The sequence below is a fragment of the Comamonas denitrificans genome, assembly GCF_017368815.1.
Taxonomy (GTDB): Bacteria; Pseudomonadota; Gammaproteobacteria; order Burkholderiales; family Burkholderiaceae_C; genus Comamonas; species Comamonas denitrificans.
This window is the reverse complement of record NZ_JAFNME010000019.1, coordinates 1-18,234: the sequence shown is the minus strand read 5'-3', so window position 1 is coordinate 18,234 and position 18,234 is coordinate 1. Positions and strand designations below refer to the sequence as shown.

Genomic DNA, 18,234 nt, shown 5'->3' with positions numbered 1-18,234 from the left:
ATTGGGGTATATGAAACCGCGCGCTGCAGCCGGTAAAAAGAATAAAAAAATAGCTTCTAACGCTTGTCAATAAAGCGTTAGAAGCTGTTTTTTAATTGAAATGCTTGTTTATAAAGCGAGTGCAGCTATCCCTGCCTTGGCCACCTGGGCATCTTCCGGGGCCTTGACGCCAGAAACGCCAACCGCGCCCAGGCATTGCCCGTTGTGCATGATGGCCACCCCGCCTTCGAGCAAACCGCCCGGTGCAATGGCGGTGACGCTCAGGAACGCACTGCGCCCCGTGTTGATCATGTCTTCATAGCCTTTGGTGTCGCGCCGGCCCAGCGCTGCGGCATGGGCCTTGGCCGGGGCAATGTGGGCCGAAATGGCCGCGGCCCCATCCAAGCGCTGCAGCCACAGCAGGTGGCCGCCATCGTCCACGATGGCAATGCTCACGGGCCACTGGTGCTTGAGCGCTTCGGCTTCGGCCGCAGCGGCAATTTTTTTGACATCTGCCAGTTCAAGTTGGGGTTTGTTTTTCATAAGGTGCAATCCTGTGGAGTTTCGTGCCAAGGCTTGACTGTAGTGCAAGCGCTGGTAGCCGGACAGGGTGTTTTTTGTAAACCATTTGTGCGCAAAACAGGCGCAAACACCCCCATTTTCTGGTGGCTTGCGGGCCGATTTTTCAGGTTTTTTAGGAACTTGTTACCAGTGCATTTGCTCCTAGAATGCACCTTCGGTGCTGCCGACACGTTCTTAGGGGCAGCAAATTTTTATTTATGGAGCTTTCGTTCAATGCAACATTCATTTCCGACGCTGGACCACGCAGGTCTTGATTTGGTCGCCCAGCAACGCCAAAAGGTGCTGCGCAATACCTATTGGCTCTTGGCCCTGAGCTTGTTGCCCACCGTTTTGGGGGCTTGGATTGGTGTGAGCACGGGCATCACGGCCGGGCTGAACGGTGGCGTGGGTTTTATTGTGTTTATGGCGGGGGCCTTTGGCTTTATGTTCGCCATTGAAAAGACCAAGCACTCTGCCATGGGGGTGGTAGTGCTGCTGGCATTCACCTTCTTTATGGGGCTGATGCTCTCGCGCTTGATTGGGATGGTGCTGGGCTTTAAAAATGGCTCGGAGCTGATCATGACGGCCTTTGCCGGCACAGCCGGTGTATTTGTCGTGATGGCCAGCCTGGCGACGGTGATCAAACGCGATTTGTCGGGCATGGGTAAATGGCTGTTCATGGGCGTGCTGGTGCTGCTCTTGGGCTCGGTGATCAATATTTTTGTGGGTTCGACCGCCGGCATGCTGGCGATCTCGACCGCCGCCATTGGCATCTTCAGCGCCTACATGCTCTACGACATCAAGCAAATCATTGATGGCGGCGAGACCAACTACATCAGCGCGACGTTGGCACTGTACTTGGACGTGTACAACGTGTTCCAAAGTCTGCTGGCCCTGCTGGGCATCTTTGGCGGCGAGCGCGACTAAGAACGTGAACACGTTCTAAGGCTTCATCCGCGCAGGGCAAGCGGGGGCGGGCAGCACGGTTTCAGTGCTGCAGCTTGCCTAGCTGGTGCGCCAGCTCAATCGCGGATTCCACCCCCATTTTTTCAAAAATATTGGCCCGGTGAAATTCCACGGTGCGCTGGGTGATGCCCAGGTGCTCGGCAATATTTTTGTTGTAGTGACCGCGCAGCAGCTCATCGAGCACTTCCCGCTCGCGGGGGCTGAGGCTGGCCAGCGCCTGGCGCAGGCGCTGGCTGTGGCGCTGGTTTTGGCGCTGCGCAGCGGCAGCGTGCAAGGCTTGGGCGACGCGGTCCACCAGCTGGTTGTCCTGAAACGGTTTTTCTAAAAAATCCCAAGCGCCGTTTTTTACGGCTTGCACGGCGGTGCTGACATCGCCGTGGCCAGTTAAAAACAATACGGGCCAAGGGCAGTCCAGGCGCTGGAAATGCTCAAAAGTGACCAGGCCAGACCACGGCTGCATGCGCACATCGAGCAGCACCACGGCTTCGCCCCAGTCTGGGGCCTGCCCGGCAATGCCGGTGATAAAAGCCGGGCCACTGTCCCAGGCGCAGCTGCGCCAGCCGCGCGAGTCAAACAGCCAGGCCAGGCCGTCGCGAATGTCTGGGTCATCGTCCACGATGTGAATGTGTGGGGAAGGGGTCATGGTGATAGTGGCGGGGTGGGGCTGGCCGGAAGGGTGACGGTAAACAAAGCGCCGCCCAAAACAGCATCGTGCCCGACGGTGATGCTGCCATGGTGGGCCTCGACGATGGAGCGGCAGATGGCCAGGCCCATGCCCATGCCGTTGGTTTGGGTGCTGAAAAAAGCATCAAAAATACGCCCGCGTGCTTCCGGGGGCACGCCGGGGCCGGTGTCGGCCACTTCCAGAATTAAGTTGGCGCTGTGCAGGGATAGGCGCACGTGCACGGCCGGTTGGCGGGCGCTGCCTTGGGCGGCCCAGGCCAGGGCGTTGCTGCACAAATTGGCCAGCAAGTGCTCGGCGAGCAAGGCATCGCCCTGCAGCCACAAGGCGGTGGCGGGCAGTATGGTTTGGATTTTCAGGGGCTGGCCTTCTTGGGCGCTGGCGCAGGTGCGCTGCACCAAGGTGGTGAAGTCCACACGCTCCACCTTGAGTTCGCGGCGGCGGGCAAAGGCATTGACGCGCTGCAGCACGCTGCCGGCGCGTTCGGCCAGTTGGGCCATGCGTTGCACCACGGGCTGCATTTCGGCCAGGTTGATGCTGGCGCTGTTCAAGCGGTTGACCAGGCCGTTGGCAAAGCTGGACAGTGCCCCCAGGGGCTGGTTGAGCTCGTGCGCCAGGGTGGAGGCAACTTCGCCCACGGCGACCAGGCGCTCAGAGGCTTCGAGTTTTTCCTGCTGCACCTGGGCCAGGTGCTGGGCGCGTTTGCGTTCGCTGATGTCGATGATCGAGCTCATCCAGCCCAGGTGCGTGCCGTCGCTGTTGCGCAGGGGCGCTTCGTGGATCAGCACGTCCACGCGCTGGCCGTTGCGGTGCTGGAACTGCACTTCGATGCCTTGCGGCTGGGTGCCTTCGCGCATGATGCGTTGGTGCTCGGCAAAGATATGAGTAGCATGTTCCGCTGGCCAGTATGGAAATGGGGCTTTTTGTCCTATCAAATCCTTTGCTGTATAGCCGACCATGCTACAAAAAGCGGGGTTTACATACAGCACCCGCCCCTGCAAATCCCACGCCCGCATGCCCACGCTGGCCGATTGCTCCATGGCGGTGCGTAAAGATATTTCGGCCTGCAAACGCAACTGCACCTGGCGGCGTTTGCGCAAGTCTTGGCGCAGCGCCAGCAAGCTGGCCAGCATGCCCAGTAAAAACAGCAGCGCCACCATAAAAAACACCCGGGGTACGGTGGAGCTGCGCGGCCCCAGGGGGCTGACTTCCAGCAGCATGTCGGCACCCGGCAGGCTGATGGCGGTGTTGTAGCTATCGGGCACCTGGGCAGGCGCAGGCTGGGGGGTATCGGGCAGGCCATCGACCACCAAGCGCACGCTTTGCTGGGCACTGAACCATGGTGGCAGCAAGGTGTTCAGGGTTTGTTGGATCGAAATCGCCACCAGGTAGTTGCCCAGCAGGCGGCTACCGTCAAAGTAGGGCACGGCCAGCCACAGGGTGTCGCCCGGGATGCCGCTGGAATCGCGCATCGGCCCGGCGTAGCTGGAGCGGCGCAGGCCGGTGGTGATGTCCAGCAAGGTATCCAAGGCCTGGCGGTTGCTGGGGTGGGCCTGCAGGTGTTCGCGCCACAACGGCAGATCGGCGTTGTGGCCCGCATGCGCGGTCAGCCAAGTGTGCGTCAGGATGGTGCCGGGGGTGCGCCAGAGCAGGCCATTGGGCTGGGGGTCGTGCAGGCCCTTGCCGGGTTGGGCGAGGGTGGGGGCGTGGCCCAGTGCAGCTTGTTGGCTCAGGCGGGCCACGTCGTCTTCCAAGCGGCGAAAGTGAAACAGCACGCTTTGCTCCAGCCACTGGGCATCGGCACCCCGGCGGCGCAGTTCTTCTTCTTGCTCGAAATGGTCCAGGTACCAGGCCAGTGCCACCACGGTGGCAATGACCAGCATGGCAAAACCGACCATCCAGACCATGGCCCAGCGGCTGCGTTCGTTCAGGCGCTGCGTGGCGTGCAGGAAGTACTCGGGGGCGCTGCTGCTGTGCGCAGGAGGGAGGTTGTGGTCGCCGAGGTCGCCTGGGGCATTGGGATGGGAGGGCACAGCCGTGGGGAAAAGCATGGAGGAACAAAGGGCCGTGGTGGCGCACGTGGATGGGGATCGCCAACACGTTCTTAGAACGTGTTCACGATCTCCTCATGGGTGTGCGGGCGCGGCTTCGGGCGGTCTGCGTCGTTGCAAATCCTCGCAATAGCCAAGCTATTGCTGTGGTTTGCGCCTCGCAACCCATCCCCAACCGCATCCCCCACACCTTCATTCGAGATCATGAACACGTTCTTAGGGGTGGCAATAATACCGGGCATGAGTGCTGTGAATGTATTGCGTCGGCGTTGCCTGCAAGGACTGCTCGGGAGTGCCTGCCTGCCTTGGCAGGCCGTGCGGGCTGGTGCGCCTGTGGTGCTGCGGTTATCGCACGTGGTGGCCCAGCATACGCCCAAGGGATTGGCGCTGCAGCGGTTTGCCCAGGAATTGGCCGCCATCAGCGCTGGGAAGATGCAGGTGCAGATTTACGCCAATTCGCAGCTATTGAGCGATGACGATGAGATGCAGGCCCTGCAATTGGGGGCCGTCGATATGCTGGCCCCGTCGCTGTCGAAGTTTGGCCGTTTGGGTTTTCCGGAGTTTGAACTGTTTGACCTGCCGTTTTTGTTCCAGGATGCGGCCCAGGTACACCGCGTGATGCAAGGCCGGGTGGGGCAGGCGTTGCTGGCCGGGTTGCAGCGTCAGCGGTTGGTGGGGTTGGGGTATTTGGACAACGGCTTTAAGCACATGAGTGCCAACCGCGCCTTGCTGGAGCCACAGGACTTTGTGGGCCAGCGGCTGCGGGTACAAAGCTCGCGGGTGATTGCCCATCAAATGCGGGCGCTGGGGGCGCAGCCGGTGGTGCTTGATTTTGGTCAAACGCGGCGTGCCTTGGCCATGGGGGTGGTGGATGGCACGGAAAACCCGATCTCTAATTTCTGGACGCAGCGCATGCACGAAGCGCAAACCGATGTCAGCCTGACCAGCCATGGTTACCTGGGTTATTGCATCGTCGTACACCAGCGTTTTTGGCAGTATCTATCGCCCCTGCAGCGCGCGTGGGTGGAGCAAGCGTTGCAGGGGGCGCTGGCCTGGGGCAACGTTCAGGCGCAGCAGCGCAATACCGAGGATTTGCAGGCCCTGCGTGCCAGTGGCCATTGCCGCCTGCATACCATTCATGCCGCCCAACGCCAGCGGCTGCGCCAGGCCCTGGAGCCGGTGTACCAGGGATTGGCGCAGCGCATTGGCCCCCAGTGGCTGGTGCAGTTGGAAAAAGAGCGCGCCGCCGCCTAGGCCAACACGTCGGCGTAGCCACGGCGGTCAATAAAGACGGGAATGCCTTCGCCGTTGATTTCAAAACGCCCGTTGGCAAAGTCTTGGTGCAAGGACAGACGTCGGCGGCACAGCCATAAATCGACCGCACCGTGTACCCCCACGCCGACTTGGACGTAGGCCTGGCGCGCCAGGGCGCGTTGTGCTTCCAGGGCTTCGCGCTGCGCCACCAAGCTGGCGTGCGCCTCCTGGGCCTGGGCCAAGGAGGTCTGTACCTTGGGCAGCAGGCCTTTGGGGTCACCTTCTTCGGTCAGGTTGGCCAAAATTTTGCGCAGGCTGCTCAAGGTGGTCTCATGCTTTTGCAGCGTTTGCTGCAAGGCGCTGCAGCGCTCTTCAAACTCAGGGTGTGTGCCAACGCACAGGTGGGTCAAGCTGGCGGCATCGGAACCCAAAATGGGGGTGGTGAGCATCAGCAGGGCGGTGGCGCTGCCACCGATCAGCCGACCATTGCGCGGTGCCGCCTGGCCAATGGTGATGGTCTGCAGCGCTTGCAGGGTGCAGTCCATGGCATAGGTGCGGATGTCCAGGGCCGCACCAGACTTCAACACCGAGGCTTCGGCAAATTTGGCCTGGATATCGCCCTGGGCCTGGACTTGGGCGTGGCCAATCACCCCGCCGGTAACCTGAATTTGCCCGCCAGCTTGCACCAGCCCCCCATCAATCGTGCCGCGCACGATGATGTCGCCATCGGCTTGCACCGTCATTTGCTGGCCGATATCGCCGTCGATCTGGATGGAGCCGGTAAAGCGGATGTTGCCTGTGCTGATATCCACACCGGGCAGCACCAGCACGGGATCGACCTGCATGCCATAGGGAATGGCCACCGGCTGACCGGCAATGGCCGATTCCAGGAAGTTGGGGTCGGCCGCGCTGATCTGGACGCCTTCGCATTCGCTGGCAAAGGGAATGTCGGTGCCCGGTTGTGCGGGCACCAGGTCGCCACGAACGGTGTAGCCGGGAATGCCCGGCGTCGGTGGGATGCGCCGCAGCAGCGGGGCACCGGCGGACACCATGGTGATGTTATCCACTTCGCGGTAATCAATGCGCCCTTCCCCATTGACCTGGGGGGTGCGCTGGGCGGTCAGAGTCACCAGCGCTTCAAATTGGGCATCTTGCCCATGTTCTGGTGGCTGGCCCCGGGCAATGACCACCGTGTGGGGCTGTGCCAAGGCCAAGGCGATGGCCGACAGATCAATCCCTTTGCGTACACGTGCCTGCGCCAGGGCCTGCAGCACCTGCTCGGGGCGGGCAGCCGTGCCGCCTTGCGCGGGGGTGATGTGCAGGGTGGCGCTCATGGCATCGCTGGCCACTTCGACGCTGATCAGCGCATCCAGGCGCTGCCCGATTTCAAACACCATCTGGGCATCGGCCGTGCGGTGGCTTTGCACAGCCTGTGCGATGGCGTCTTGGTCGAGCTGGCAGGTGCCATACCCCTGTGCTTGCAGCCATTGGATGACGCTGGCTTCGTCGGTCGGGCTGGGCGCTGCCGTGGGGGTAATGGTCAAGAAAATGTGGCCATCGGTTTCGCTCAGTTCCATTCCTGGAATGGTCATGGTTGTCCTCCTGTGGGCAAACTTATAACCGCCACTGTTGCAAAAAGCTACAAGTCCGAATAAGGGGTTTCGCGTAGTTTGGAAAGAATGCAAAACATCAGGGGTAAACCCTAGCTGTGGAACGCCACAGTTACCAAGGCAGGGCAGCTTTTCTACATTTCGGGGCGTGTGACAACCTTCAGATTCGCCAAGGAGACCCCGAATATGCAATTTCCTGTGAAACACGTTCTGGCTTGCGCTTTGCTGGCCGTTGGTGCCACGGTGGCCCATGCGCAAACCGTGATCAAGTTCAGCCACGTGGTGGCGCAAGACACCCCCAAAGGCAAGGCCGCAGAATTTTTCGCCAAAAAGGCCGAAGAGCTGACCGGCGGCAAGGTCAAGGTGGAGGTGTACGCCAACAGCGCCTTGTACAAAGACAAAGAAGAGATGGAGGCGCTGCAGCTCGGTTCGGTGCAGATGCTGGCCCCTTCGCTGGCCAAGTTTGGCCCCTTGGGCGTGAAAGAGTTTGAGGTGTTTGACCTGCCTTTCATCTTTGACAACCGCGATGACCTGCACAAAGTGACCACCGGCCCTGTGGGGCAAAAGCTGCTGGACAAGCTGCAAAAACGCGGCATTACCGGCCTGGCGTATTGGGACAACGGTTTCAAAATTTTCTCGTCGAACAAGCCGATCCACCAAGTGGCTGACTACAAGGGGCAAAAATACCGCATCCAATCGTCCAAAGTGCTGGAAGCGGAAATCCGCGCTCTGGGCGGCATTCCGCAGGTGATTGCTTTTGGTGAAACCTACCAGGCGCTGCAAACCGGTGTGGTCGATGCCACCGAGAACCCGCCTTCCAACTTCTACACCCAGAAGATGCACGAGGTGCAAAAGTACGCCTCCATGACCAACCACGGTTACCTAGGCTATGCCGTCATCGTGAACAAGAAATTCTGGGATGGCCTGGATGCCACCGTGCGCGGCCAGTTGGAAGATGCCATGAAGCAGGCCACCGCCTACGCCAACCAAATCGCCCAGGACGAAAACGACCAGGCCCTGGAAGCGGTGAAGAAAAGTGGCAAAACCACCATTTACACCCCCACGGCCGAGGAGCGCACCGCCCTGAAAAAAGCCCTGGTGCCCGTGCACAAACAGATGGAAAGCCGCATTGGCAAGGAAACCATTCAGGACGTGTACCAAGCCACTGGCTTTGACCCCAGCAAGCTGTAATTCTTGGCGCTGCTGCGCTTTGTGCACACGGGCACCCGGCCAGGCTGTGGTGCCCGTTGCCTTGGGCGGGCAGGTTCAGCGGGAGAGAGAACCCCATGATGAAAATTTTGGACCGACTGGAAGAGTGGATCATCGCCTTGCTGATGGGCGCTGCCACGCTCATTGTTTTTATAGCAGTGTTGCACCGTTACATGGCGGGTTACGCCATTCCGGGCCTGCAAGACTGGCTGCTTTCCATCAACATGACCTGGGCGCAAGAGCTGACCATCATCATGTTTGTGTGGATGGCCAAGTTTGGCGCGGCCTACGGGGTGCGCACGGGCATCCACGTGGGCGTGGATGTGCTGATCAACCGCATGGGCGGTGCCACGCGGCGCAAATTCATTATTTTTGGCCTGGCGGCCGGTGCCTTGTTTACCGGCATCATCGGCATCATGGGTGCCACCTTTGTCTGGGACAACGGGGCGCACTATGGCATTTTTGAGTTGCTGGGCCGGAATGTGGATGAGCTGATTGAAGGCCCCACCACCCCCGACCTGGAGTGGCCCACCTGGATGGTCTATAGCGCCATTCCCCTGGGCAGTGGCTTGATGTGTTTTCGCTTTTTGCAGGTGCTGGTGGCCTTTATCCGCACCGGCGAGCTGCCCCACCACGACCATGGCCACGTCGATGGTCTGGAGGAAGACGAAGCGGAGAACGCCGCACAAAACATCAATCCCTTGAACATGCACGACAACCTGCACCCCAATGCGCAGGCCGATCAGCAGACCAACAAGAAGGCGGGCCAGTAAATGAACGCAGCCATTATTTTTCTGATCCTCACGGCCCTGATGGTCACCGGCATGCCGGTGTCGATTGCCCTGGGCCTGACGGTGTTGTCGTTTTTGTTCGGCTTTACCGATGTGCCGCTGGAGTCGGTGGCGCTGAAATTGTTCACCGGCATCGAGAAGTTCGAGATCATGGCCATCCCGTTCTTCATTTTGGCGGGCAACTTTCTGACCCACGGCGGGGTGGCGCGGCGCATGATCAACTTTGCCACCGCCATGGTCGGCCACTGGTATGGTGGCCTGGGCCTGGGCGGGGTGGTGGCGTGCGCCCTGTTTGCGGCGGTCTCGGGCTCCAGCCCGGCCACGGTGGTGGCCATTGGCTCGATCTTGCTGCCGGCCATGGCCAAAGCCGGGTTTCCCAAGCGCTTTGGTGCTGGGGTGATTGCCACTTCGGGGGCGCTGGGGATTTTGATCCCCCCGTCCATCGTGATGGTGATGTACGCCGTGGCGACCAATACCTCGGTGGGCGCTTTGTTCATGGCCGGGGTGGTGCCGGGCCTGCTGCTGGCCATGGTGCTGGGCGGTGTGACCTGGTGGCGCGCCCGCAAGAACAATTACCCGCGCCTGCCCAAGGCCACCTGGGGTGAGCGCTGGGTGGCGTTTCGCAAATCCTTTTGGGGGCTGTTCCTGATCGTGGTGGTGATGGGCGGGATCTACTCCGGCATCTTCACCCCGACCGAGGCGGCGGCCATGAGCGCGGTGTACGCCTTCATCGTGGCGGTGTTCGTCTATAAGGACATGGGCCTGAAAGATGTCTCCAGGGTGCTGCTCAGCTCAGCCAACATGAGCGCCATGCTGCTGTACATCATTACCAACGCGGCGTTGTTCAGCTTCATCATGACCAACGAGAACATCCCCCAGGCCATGGCCGACTGGATGCTGGGCAACGGCCTGGGCGTGATCAGCTTCTTGCTGGCGGTAAACGTCATCTTGCTGCTGGCGGGCAACTTTATGGAGCCCTCGTCGATCATGCTGATTTTTGCGCCCATCCTGTTTCCGATTGCCATGCAGCTGGGCATTGACCCGATTCACCTGGGCATTTTGATGGTGGTGAATATGGAAGTGGGCATGTGCCACCCGCCGGTGGGGCTGAACCTGTACGTGGCCTCGGGCATTACCAAAATGGGCATTACCGAGCTGACGGTGGCCGTCTGGCCGTGGCTGCTGTCGATGCTGGGCTTTTTGGTGCTGGTGACCTACTGGCCCAACCTGTCGCTGTGGCTGCCGCGTACGCTGGGTATGCTTTAAATAGCATAGCTGTTTGCGCTTCAATTTAAAGGACTTCATGGCTAAATCAGCATGAAGTCCTTTTTTATTCAGCGCTACCAGCTCATCTTATTGGTGTGGCAGGCCTGGGCCAGGGGGCCGTCGTCATGCTGCGGCGGCGGCAGGGGTGGCGCTCAATGGCAGCTGCAATTGCAGCTGCAAGCCGCCCAGCGCCGAGGGCTCGGCCCGCACATCGCCGCCATAGGTCTGGGCCAGCACTTGCACAATGTTCAGGCCCAGGCCAGCGCCGGGGCGGTTTTCATCCAAGCGCTCACCGCGCTGAAAAATCTGCTGGCGCTGCGCTGCATCGGCAATGCCGGGGCCGTCGTCATCCACGGTAATCAGCAGCATGCCCGGCGCGGTGGCCGGGGCCAGGGTAACGCTGACCTGCCGGTGCGCCCATTTGCCCGCGTTGTCCAGCAGGTTGCCCAGCATTTCAAACAGGTCTTGCACTTCGCCCTTGAAGTGCAGCGGCGCGGCCGGGGCGTTCAGGCCAAAGTCCACCGCTGGATACAAGCGGGCCATGGTGCGCAGCAGCGCCTGAGTGGTGGGCTGCACCGGGCTGGCCAGGCCGGTGGCCCGCACGGCTGCACCAGCGCGGGCGCGGGCCAGGTGGTAATCGACATGGCGGCGGGCGTGGGCCACTTGCTCTTGCACCAACTGGCCCAGGGCGCTGGGGTCTTGGGCAGCGGCGTTGGTGAGGATGGACAGCGGGGTATTGAGCGCATGCGCCAGGTTGCCCGCCTGGGTGCGGGCGCGTTGCACCATCTCGGCATTGCTGGCCAGCACATGGTTCAAGGTGGTGACCAGCGGGGTCAGCTCCTGCGGGTAGTGGCCTTGCAGTTGCGCCGCATCGCCCGCTTGCACCGCTCCCAGGTGCTGGCGCAATTGCTGCAAAGGGCGCAGCAGCCACTGCATTTGCACGGCAGCGGCCATCAGCAGCCCGGCGGCCAAGGTGCCCAGGGCGATGAGCAGCATGGTGGTAAAGCGCCCCAGGGGCTCGGCCAGCAGGCGCTCATCGGCAGCGACGGTGATGCGCAGGGTGGGGGCACCCTCTTCGGGCAGGTGGATGTGGTGGCTGACGGCCAGCAGGCGTTGCCCCTCTTGGTGCAGCGTCCACACGCTATGGCCCTCGGGGGCGTGCGCATCCCACTCGGCCTGGGCTGGCAGGGGCAGCACCTGGTCCCACAGTGAGCGCGAGCGGGCGGCGGCCATGCGGGGCGCTTGGCCTTGGGCTTGGCTGTCGATTTGCCAGTACAGGCCCGACAGGGGCGTGCTCCAGCGCGGGTCGGTGGCCAGCGGCGGCACGTGCAGTTGCCCTTGGGCATCGCTGCGCACCGCACCGCTCAATTGGTTGAGTTGCATGAGCAATTGGTCTTGCAATTGCGCCTGGATATGGCTTTGAAATAAATCACGCAGTCCCCAGCCCGCAGTCAATACCGCCAGCAAGACCCAGCCCAGGGTGCCCAGCAGCAGGCGGCGGCGCAAAGAGTAAGTGGGCTGCGCCTGGGCAGCGGGGCGGGCGGGAGCGCTCATAAGGGATTGGCGTGGTGATTGGCCACTTCCACCAGGCGGTAGCCCAGGCCGCGCACGGTTTCGATGCTGCCGGGGGGGAGCTTTTTGCGCAGGCGGCCCACAAACACCTCGATGGTGTTGGAGTCGCGCTCGCTGTCCTGGGGGTAGATGTGCTCGGCCAGCTGGGTGCGGGTGAGCACGTGGCCGGGTTGCTGCATGAGCAGCTGCAGCAATTTGAACTCGTGGCTGGTGAGGTTGATGGGCACCTGGTGTACCCAGGCGCTGGCCTGGCGCGTATCCAGACTGATGGGCCCGCAGTGCCACAGGGCGCTGCTGTGCGGCGAAAGCCGCCGCAGCAAGGCGCGCAGGCGGGCCAGCAGCTCTTCCATGTGAAAGGGTTTGGCCAGGTAATCATCGGCCCCGGCATCCATGCCGGTGACTTTTTCGTGCCAGCTGCTGCGCGCCGTCAAAATCAGCACCGGCATGCTGCGCCCTTGGCGGCGCCAGCCGCGCAATACGCTCAGGCCATCGACGATGGGCAGGCCCAGGTCCAGCACGACCGCATCAAAATCTTCCACCTCGCCCAGGTAAGCCGCTTCTTGGCCATCGCGGGCCATTTCCACGGTATGACCAGCAGCGGTAATGGCGGCGACCAGTTGGGCGAGCAAGGTGGGCTCGTCTTCTACGACCAAAATGCGCATGGGGATGCAAGCCTTAGTGTTGATTGCGTTGTTTGACAGAAATGACGGAGCCATCGACGGCGTTCATTTTGATTTTCAGCAGCGTGCCATTGGCCTGCAGCAGGCGGATCTCATAGACAAACTCGCCGTGCTCGGCTTCAAACTCCAGCTCAACCACTTGGCCAGAATACTCTTTTTCCACCTTGTCCAGTACGGTGCGCAGGGGCAGCACCTTGCCTTGCTGCAGAGCTTGGCGGGCCAGCTCATGGTCGCTGCTGTCGGCGTGACCGACGGGCAAGGCACTGGCCCACAGGGCCAAACCCAGGCAGGCGCTGCCCAGGGCTAAAGTCAGGGTGCGGGTATTCATAGCGGTTTCCTTTCTTCAGGTGGCTGCATCTACCAGCAGCACCTCGGTTGTACGCTGGGGCCGCTGAATACAGCCTGAACAGTGCTTTCAGCATCGGTTCAGTCGTTTTTTGGCATGCTGGCAGCACCGCCATAGATAAAAGGGTTTACCCTTGATTTGTTGCTGCATGCAAAGGAACACGATCATGCGAATGAAAAAAGTTTTTTGGGCCTTTCTCGCTCTACTCACCCTGGCCTGGGCGCTCACGACCTGGCTGGGCTGGCAGCCCCCCAAGGATGTGCCCGGCACTTGGTGGTGGCAGTTGCGCCACCACGGCTTGTATTTAACCGGGGTGTGGAGCGTGGGCATGATGAGTTTGATCATGCTGCTGGCCCTGCGCCAGCCGTGGCAAGAGCGGCTGGTAGGCGGTCTGGATCAGGTCTATCGCCTGCACAAATGGGCCGGGATTGCCGCCGCCGTCGCCATGGCGCTGCACTACTGGGGCTTCAAGGAATTTTTGGGCGATGGGCTCAAAGCCACCTTTGGCCGTGCAGGCAAACCGGCCCGCGATGCCGTACTCAGCTTTGCCACCGATTGGCGCGGCCTGGGCAAAGATGTGGGCGAGTGGGCCATGTACGCCCTGCTGGCGCTGATTGTGCTCACCCTCTGGCAAAAACTGCTGCCTTACAAACCGTGGCGCAAACTGCACCGCGTCATGCCCGTGCTGTACCTGGCGGCCGTGTTCCATACGGTGGCGCTGATGCCTTTGAGCCTGTGGGCGGCCCCCATGGGCGTGCTGATGGGGGCGTTGCTGGCCGTCGGCAGTGGCGCGGCCCTGTGGTCGCTGCTGGGCAAAATTGGCCAAGCCCGCCAATACAGCGCACGCATTGACAGTGTGCAGCTGCTGGGCCAACACGCAGGCCAAGACCCGCTGGAGGTGCTGTGCGCCCTGCCGTCCGATTGGCCAGGACACCACGCCGGGCAGTTTGTGTTTGTGCAGTTTGATGGGGCCGAAGGCCCCCACCCCTTCACCATCGCCAGCGCTCCTGGGGCCTGTGGCCAGGCGGCCGATGGCGCAGAGCGCCTGCGCCTGGTGATCAAACCCCTGGGCGACTACACCCAGCAGCTGCACCAGCAATTGCACGTGGGCCACAGCGTGCGCATTGAAGGGCCTTACGGCCGCTTTGACGGCCAGGGCGTGCAAGAGCGCCAACAAGTGTGGATCGCCGGTGGGGTGGGCGTGACCCCGTTCATCGCCTTGCTGGAAGCCCGCCAGCCCGGTGCCCCTGCAGCGCAGGCCGGGGCGGCCCCGGCCGTGCTGCATTACTGCACCCGCGCCGCCGCGAAGGATGGTGTGCTGCCACGCATTCAAGCGCTGGCGGCCAGTGCCCAGCCGCCGGTGGAATTGATCGTGCACGACGCTGAAAAAAACGAGTATTTCCGTCCGCAAGATCTGCTGCGCCACGGCAAAGCCCTGGACATTTGGCTGTGCGGCCCCGCCGGGCTGGGCCAGGCCGTGCGCGAACAAGCCCAGCGCGAAGCGGGGTGGCACCTGCACCAAGAGGCATTTCAGTTGCGGTGAGCGGCCTTGCTGCCCACCCGCACCGAGAGGGTACACAGGTGCTTAGTGCAGCGTGCTGGACCCTGGGGCCATGGGCGGCTGGATGCGGAAAAAACCCGTTCCGGCGCTGCCCTGGCCAATTTCTTCTTCGGTCGCTTCGCGAATGGCTTCAATTTTGAGCTCGATGCGCAGCGCAATCCCCGCCAAGGGGTGGTTGCCGTCAAGCACCACATGCTCGGGATAAATCTCGGTAACGGTGTAGAGCAGCTCTGGCGGTGCATCCGGGCAGGCGTTGGCGGGCAGGCCCAGGCCATCAAAAGTCATGCCTTCTTCCAAGGTCTCCGGAAAGGCGCTGCGGGCTGAGAGGAACACCCGCTGCTCGTCATAGTCGCCAAAGGCATCTTCCGGCTCCAGGTGCAGTTGCAGGGTATCGCCCACAGCGTGGCCTTGCAGCGCCTGGTCGATGCGGGTGAGCAAATCATCGCCGCCCACCAAAAATTCCACCGGCGTCTCCAGCACATCCAGCACCTCGCCCAAAGTGTCTTTTAACGTCCAGGTCAGGGCAACAACACATTGTTCGCTGACTTCGGTGGGGTGCGCTGGGTGCATGGTCGGCAGTCTTTCATTCTGGCAAAAGGCTGCGATTGTAGGAGCAGCCCCGATAGCCGGGGCAAGCGCTGGTTTTGTTGTGCTGTCGCAAGCGCTGGCGTGCGCAGGCGTTGCACAATCGCAGCATCTTTCGGGCGAATTTTCTTAAAAATAAGAGCTACTCGCGCTTTTAAATAAACAGTTTTTTATACTTTAATGGCTTAAATCATGGATACACGTACGCCTCTAGCTCTTCTTGGTGGTATCTCCCCCGCCCAATTCATGCGCACCTACTGGCATAAAAAGCCCCTGCTGGTGCGCCAGGCCATCCCCGGTTTCAAGCCGCTGCTCAGCCGCTCCGAGCTGCTGGACTTGGCGGGACAAGACGGTGTCGAATCGCGCCTGGTGCAACAGCAAGGCGGCGGGCAGTGGAGCCTGGCGCACGGCCCGTTTTCGCGCCGGCGCTTGCCCGCGCTGAAACAACCGGGCTGGACGGTGCTGGTGCAAGGCGTGGATTTGCACGTGCAGGCCGCGCACGAGTTGCTGCAGCCGTTTCGCTTTATTCCGGATGCACGGCTTGATGACCTGATGATCAGCTTTGCCACCGACCAAGGCGGCGTTGGCCCACACTTTGACAACTACGATGTGTTCTTGCTGCAAGCCCATGGCAAGCGCCGCTGGCGAATTGGGCGGCAAAAAAACCTCAGCCTGCAGCCCGATGTGCCGCTGAAAATCCTCACCCACTTCGAGCCCGAAGAAGAATACGTGCTGGAGCCCGGCGACATGCTCTACCTGCCCCCCATGTGGGCGCACGACGGCATTGCCGAGGGCGAGTGCATGACGTACTCCGTCGGTTTTCGCTCCCCCAAACAAGACGAGCTGGCGCGTGAACTGTTTCTGCGCCTGTCCGATGCGCCCGATGAGTGCCCCAAGGATGTGGTGTACAAAGACCCCAAGCAAACGGCGGTGGCCCACCCGGGCGAAATTCCTGCGGCCTTGCTGGACTTTGCCCGCCAAGCGCTGGAAAAAGCCCTGGCCGAGCCCTTGGCGCTGGAGCGTGCCCTGGGCGAAACCTTGAGCGACCCCAAACCCGGCGTGTGGTTTGAGCCGGCCGACGACTTTGGTCTGATCGAAAACGTGCGCCTGAACCAGCGCACCCGCATGCTTTACGACGCGCAGCACATCTTCATCAACGGCGAAAGCTACCTGGCCGCAGGCCGCGATGCCGAACTGATGCGCCAGCTGGCCGATACCCGGCAGTTGTCCTCGGCCGAAGTGCAGCAGCTCAGTGACGATGCGCTGCAGCTGCTCTCTTCGTGGGTGGATGCCGGCTGGGCGCACAGCACGGCAGGGTAAGTGCCAAGCCTGCCAGCCTTAACACCTGCTTAGAACAACTCGACATCGTCGTGGGTGATTTGTTCTTGCTTTTTCAGCACCCCTAAGGCTTGCAGTGTTTCGTAGTGGCAGACGCGGTTGCGGCCATTTTCCTTGGCGTAGTACAGCGCCTCGTCGGCCTGGCTGAGCAGCTCGGTGGGCGATGGCGAGCGCATGTGCGCCCCGGAAAAGCCCAGGCTGACGGTGATTTTGCCAATTTGCGGAAATTCATAATCCTGCACAGCTTGGCGAAAATGCTCCAAGGCCTCCGAGACGGCACTCAGGCTCATGGGTTGCAGCAAGATCACAAACTCTTCCCCGCCAAAGCGAAACACCCGGTGCTGCGAGCCAAAGTTAGAGCGCAGCAAATTGGCCACCAAGATCAGCACCTCATCACCAAACAGATGGCCGTAGCGATCATTGACCTGCTTGAAGTGGTCAATATCAATCACCGCCAGCCAGGGCTGGATTTCGGTCATGTTCTCAGCCTTGGTGGAGTTGGAAAAGCGGTGCAGATGCTCGTCAAAAGTTTTGCGGTTAAGCAGCCCGGTCAAAGCATCGCGCTCGCTGTAATCAAGCAGGCTTTGGTAGTTTTGGTACACCTGAAAAATGGCCAGCAAAATATCCAGATCGTGCGTGGAAAACTCAGCCGATTGGGTAATTTCAATGCACACCCGGGCCTGTTCGCGCATCCAGACCGGCAGCCACAGAATGTGCAGCCCATCGGCGGTGGTGATGGCAATGCGCTCTTGCTTGCGCAGCATGCCTGCGTTCAAGGTGGGCAACGTGCTCAAAGGCTTGCGTTGTGGGTCATGCAGAAAATCAATATCGGTATTGACCAGCTGCCCATCTTGCAGCCAAGTACGGGGGCGTACCCAGGGCTGGCCTTCAAAGGGATGAATTTCCAGGGCCCGTACCTGGGTGACATGGGGCAGCTGTAACAGGGTGGAGAGCACAGAGAATTCCAAACGCAAATGGTCGCGTTGCCCTGTCATGTGAACCAAATTCTGCAGGATATCCATAGCGGCTTTTACTCGCGTTGTCTCGGCGGCTTACCGTTTTAAAAAAATAACATCCCACACCCCATGGCCCAAGCGCAGGCCGCGTTTTTCAAATTTGGTGGTGGGACGGTAGCTGGGGCGCGGCGCAAAGCCGTCGGTGCTGTTGCGCAATTGGGGTTCAGCACTGAGCACTTCAAGCATTTGCTGCGCGTAGGGTTCCCAATCGGTCGCGCAGTGAATATAGCCCCCTGGGGCCAGCCGGCTGACCAGCTTCGCTAAAAAAGGCGCTTGAATCAAGCGGCGTTTGTTGTGCTTTTTTTTGTGCCACGGATCAGGAAAGAAAACATGAATGCCCTGCAGGCTGCCTTCGGGCAGCATATGGGCCAGCACTTCGACGGCATCGTGTTGCAGGATGCGGATGTTGTCCAGCTTGTGCTCACCAATGCGCTTGAGCAAAGCGCCCACGCCGGGCTCATGCACCTCGCAGCATAAAAAGTTGTCATCCGGGCGCACTTGGGCAATGTGGGCGGTGGCTTCGCCCATGCCAAAACCAATTTCCAAAATTACTGGGGCACTGCGGCCAAAGGCCGCCACCATGTCCAAGGGCGCGGTTTGGAAGGGCAGAACAAAGGTGCTGCCCAATTCAGCAAAAGCTTTGGCTTGGCCAGTGGTGACGCGGCCTGTGCGGCGCACAAAGCTGCGCACGGTCTGGGGGTGTGCCACATGGGCCGGTGCCCTGCCTGGGGTGGCAGGGGTGGTTGTGGGCTGGGGGGAAGCAGAAG

The 18,234-nt window shown here is 61.1% G+C and carries 17 protein-coding genes; 7 read left to right on the top strand and 10 right to left on the bottom strand.

All coding sequences use genetic code 11. The annotated features are described in order from the left end of the window. Positions 1-108 precede the first annotated feature (108 nt). Entirely contained in the window at positions 109-522 is a 414-nt protein-coding gene (locus tag J1777_RS09485) for a GlcG/HbpS family heme-binding protein (protein WP_207575491.1), read from the bottom strand. Between the two features lie 252 nt (positions 523-774). On the opposite strand from J1777_RS09485, the gene J1777_RS09480 reads away from it, so the two are divergent. Next, positions 775-1,467 carry a Bax inhibitor-1/YccA family protein gene (locus tag J1777_RS09480; RefSeq protein ID WP_207575490.1) on the top strand — a complete coding sequence of 231 codons (693 nt, stop codon included), beginning with the start codon at positions 775-777 and terminating at the stop codon, positions 1,465-1,467. 61 nt (positions 1,468-1,528) lie between these two features. On the opposite strand, the gene J1777_RS09475 is transcribed toward J1777_RS09480, so the two are convergent. Both J1777_RS09475 and J1777_RS09470 read right to left on the bottom strand, forming a co-directional pair. Continuing rightward, complete coding sequence (locus J1777_RS09475; RefSeq protein ID WP_207575489.1) at positions 1,529-2,149, bottom strand: response regulator transcription factor; 621 nt, start codon at positions 2,147-2,149, stop codon at positions 1,529-1,531. Continuing rightward, entirely contained in the window at positions 2,146-4,239 is a 2,094-nt protein-coding gene (locus J1777_RS09470) for a two-component system sensor histidine kinase NtrB (RefSeq protein ID WP_207575488.1), read from the bottom strand. The genes J1777_RS09475 and J1777_RS09470 overlap by 4 nt, the downstream gene beginning before the upstream one ends. Before the next feature lie 240 nt (positions 4,240-4,479). Between J1777_RS09470 and J1777_RS09465 the strand changes: the two genes are divergently transcribed. Beyond that, positions 4,480-5,493: a DctP family TRAP transporter solute-binding subunit gene (locus tag J1777_RS09465; RefSeq protein WP_207575487.1), complete on the top strand. Its 1,014-nt coding sequence runs from the start codon at positions 4,480-4,482 to the stop codon at positions 5,491-5,493. Here J1777_RS09465 and J1777_RS09460 read toward each other — a convergent pair. Then, positions 5,490-7,085 carry a DUF342 domain-containing protein gene (locus J1777_RS09460; protein WP_207575486.1) on the bottom strand — a complete coding sequence of 532 codons (1,596 nt, stop codon included), beginning with the start codon at positions 7,083-7,085 and terminating at the stop codon, positions 5,490-5,492. The two genes, J1777_RS09465 and J1777_RS09460, sit on opposite strands and share 4 nt — an antisense overlap. Positions 7,086-7,289: 204 nt before the next feature. Between J1777_RS09460 and J1777_RS09455 the strand changes: the two genes are divergently transcribed. The 3 genes from J1777_RS09455 (at position 7,290) to J1777_RS09445 (ending at position 10,369) form a co-directional block, all read left to right on the top strand. Further along, positions 7,290-8,294, top strand: a complete 1,005-nt coding sequence (locus J1777_RS09455) for a TRAP transporter substrate-binding protein (protein WP_207575485.1) — start codon at positions 7,290-7,292, stop codon at positions 8,292-8,294. Positions 8,295-8,392: 98 nt separating this feature from the next. Further along, on the top strand, positions 8,393-9,085 hold the full coding sequence (locus J1777_RS09450; RefSeq protein WP_207575533.1) for a TRAP transporter small permease: 693 nt from the start codon (positions 8,393-8,395) through the stop codon (positions 9,083-9,085). Beyond that, complete coding sequence (locus tag J1777_RS09445) at positions 9,086-10,369, top strand: TRAP transporter large permease (protein WP_207575484.1); 1,284 nt, start codon at positions 9,086-9,088, stop codon at positions 10,367-10,369. A 123-nt stretch (positions 10,370-10,492) separates the two neighbouring features. Here the strand turns inward: J1777_RS09445 and J1777_RS09440 are convergent, their stop codons facing one another. Genes J1777_RS09440 through J1777_RS09430 form a run of 3 tightly spaced genes read right to left on the bottom strand, consistent with a single transcriptional unit; the run spans position 10,493 to position 12,949 of the window. Beyond that, positions 10,493-11,923: an ATP-binding protein gene (locus tag J1777_RS09440; protein ID WP_207575483.1), complete on the bottom strand. Its 1,431-nt coding sequence runs from the start codon at positions 11,921-11,923 to the stop codon at positions 10,493-10,495. After that, positions 11,920-12,603: a response regulator transcription factor gene (locus J1777_RS09435; RefSeq protein WP_207575482.1), complete on the bottom strand. Its 684-nt coding sequence runs from the start codon at positions 12,601-12,603 to the stop codon at positions 11,920-11,922. Before J1777_RS09435 ends, J1777_RS09440 begins: the two co-directional genes overlap by 4 nt. A 13-nt stretch (positions 12,604-12,616) precedes the next feature. Beyond that, on the bottom strand, positions 12,617-12,949 hold the full coding sequence (locus tag J1777_RS09430; RefSeq protein WP_207575481.1) for a PepSY domain-containing protein: 333 nt from the start codon (positions 12,947-12,949) through the stop codon (positions 12,617-12,619). A gap of 184 nt (positions 12,950-13,133) precedes the next feature. On the opposite strand from J1777_RS09430, the gene J1777_RS09425 reads away from it, so the two are divergent. Beyond that, complete coding sequence (locus J1777_RS09425; RefSeq protein ID WP_207575480.1) at positions 13,134-14,510, top strand: ferredoxin reductase family protein; 1,377 nt, start codon at positions 13,134-13,136, stop codon at positions 14,508-14,510. A 42-nt stretch (positions 14,511-14,552) separates the two neighbouring features. Here the strand turns inward: J1777_RS09425 and J1777_RS09420 are convergent, their stop codons facing one another. Further along, positions 14,553-15,098: an FKBP-type peptidyl-prolyl cis-trans isomerase gene (locus J1777_RS09420; RefSeq protein ID WP_207575479.1), complete on the bottom strand. Its 546-nt coding sequence runs from the start codon at positions 15,096-15,098 to the stop codon at positions 14,553-14,555. Between the two features lie 207 nt (positions 15,099-15,305). Between J1777_RS09420 and J1777_RS09415 the strand changes: the two genes are divergently transcribed. After that, complete coding sequence (locus J1777_RS09415) at positions 15,306-16,433, top strand: cupin domain-containing protein (RefSeq protein WP_207575478.1); 1,128 nt, start codon at positions 15,306-15,308, stop codon at positions 16,431-16,433. 29 nt (positions 16,434-16,462) lie between these two features. Here the strand turns inward: J1777_RS09415 and J1777_RS09410 are convergent, their stop codons facing one another. After that, positions 16,463-17,446, bottom strand: a complete 984-nt coding sequence (locus tag J1777_RS09410; protein WP_242700479.1) for a GGDEF domain-containing protein — start codon at positions 17,444-17,446, stop codon at positions 16,463-16,465. Between the two features lie 57 nt (positions 17,447-17,503). Beyond that, on the bottom strand, positions 17,504-18,234 hold a 731-nt coding region (gene trmB, locus J1777_RS09405), incomplete at its 5' end, for a tRNA (guanosine(46)-N7)-methyltransferase TrmB (RefSeq protein WP_207575476.1).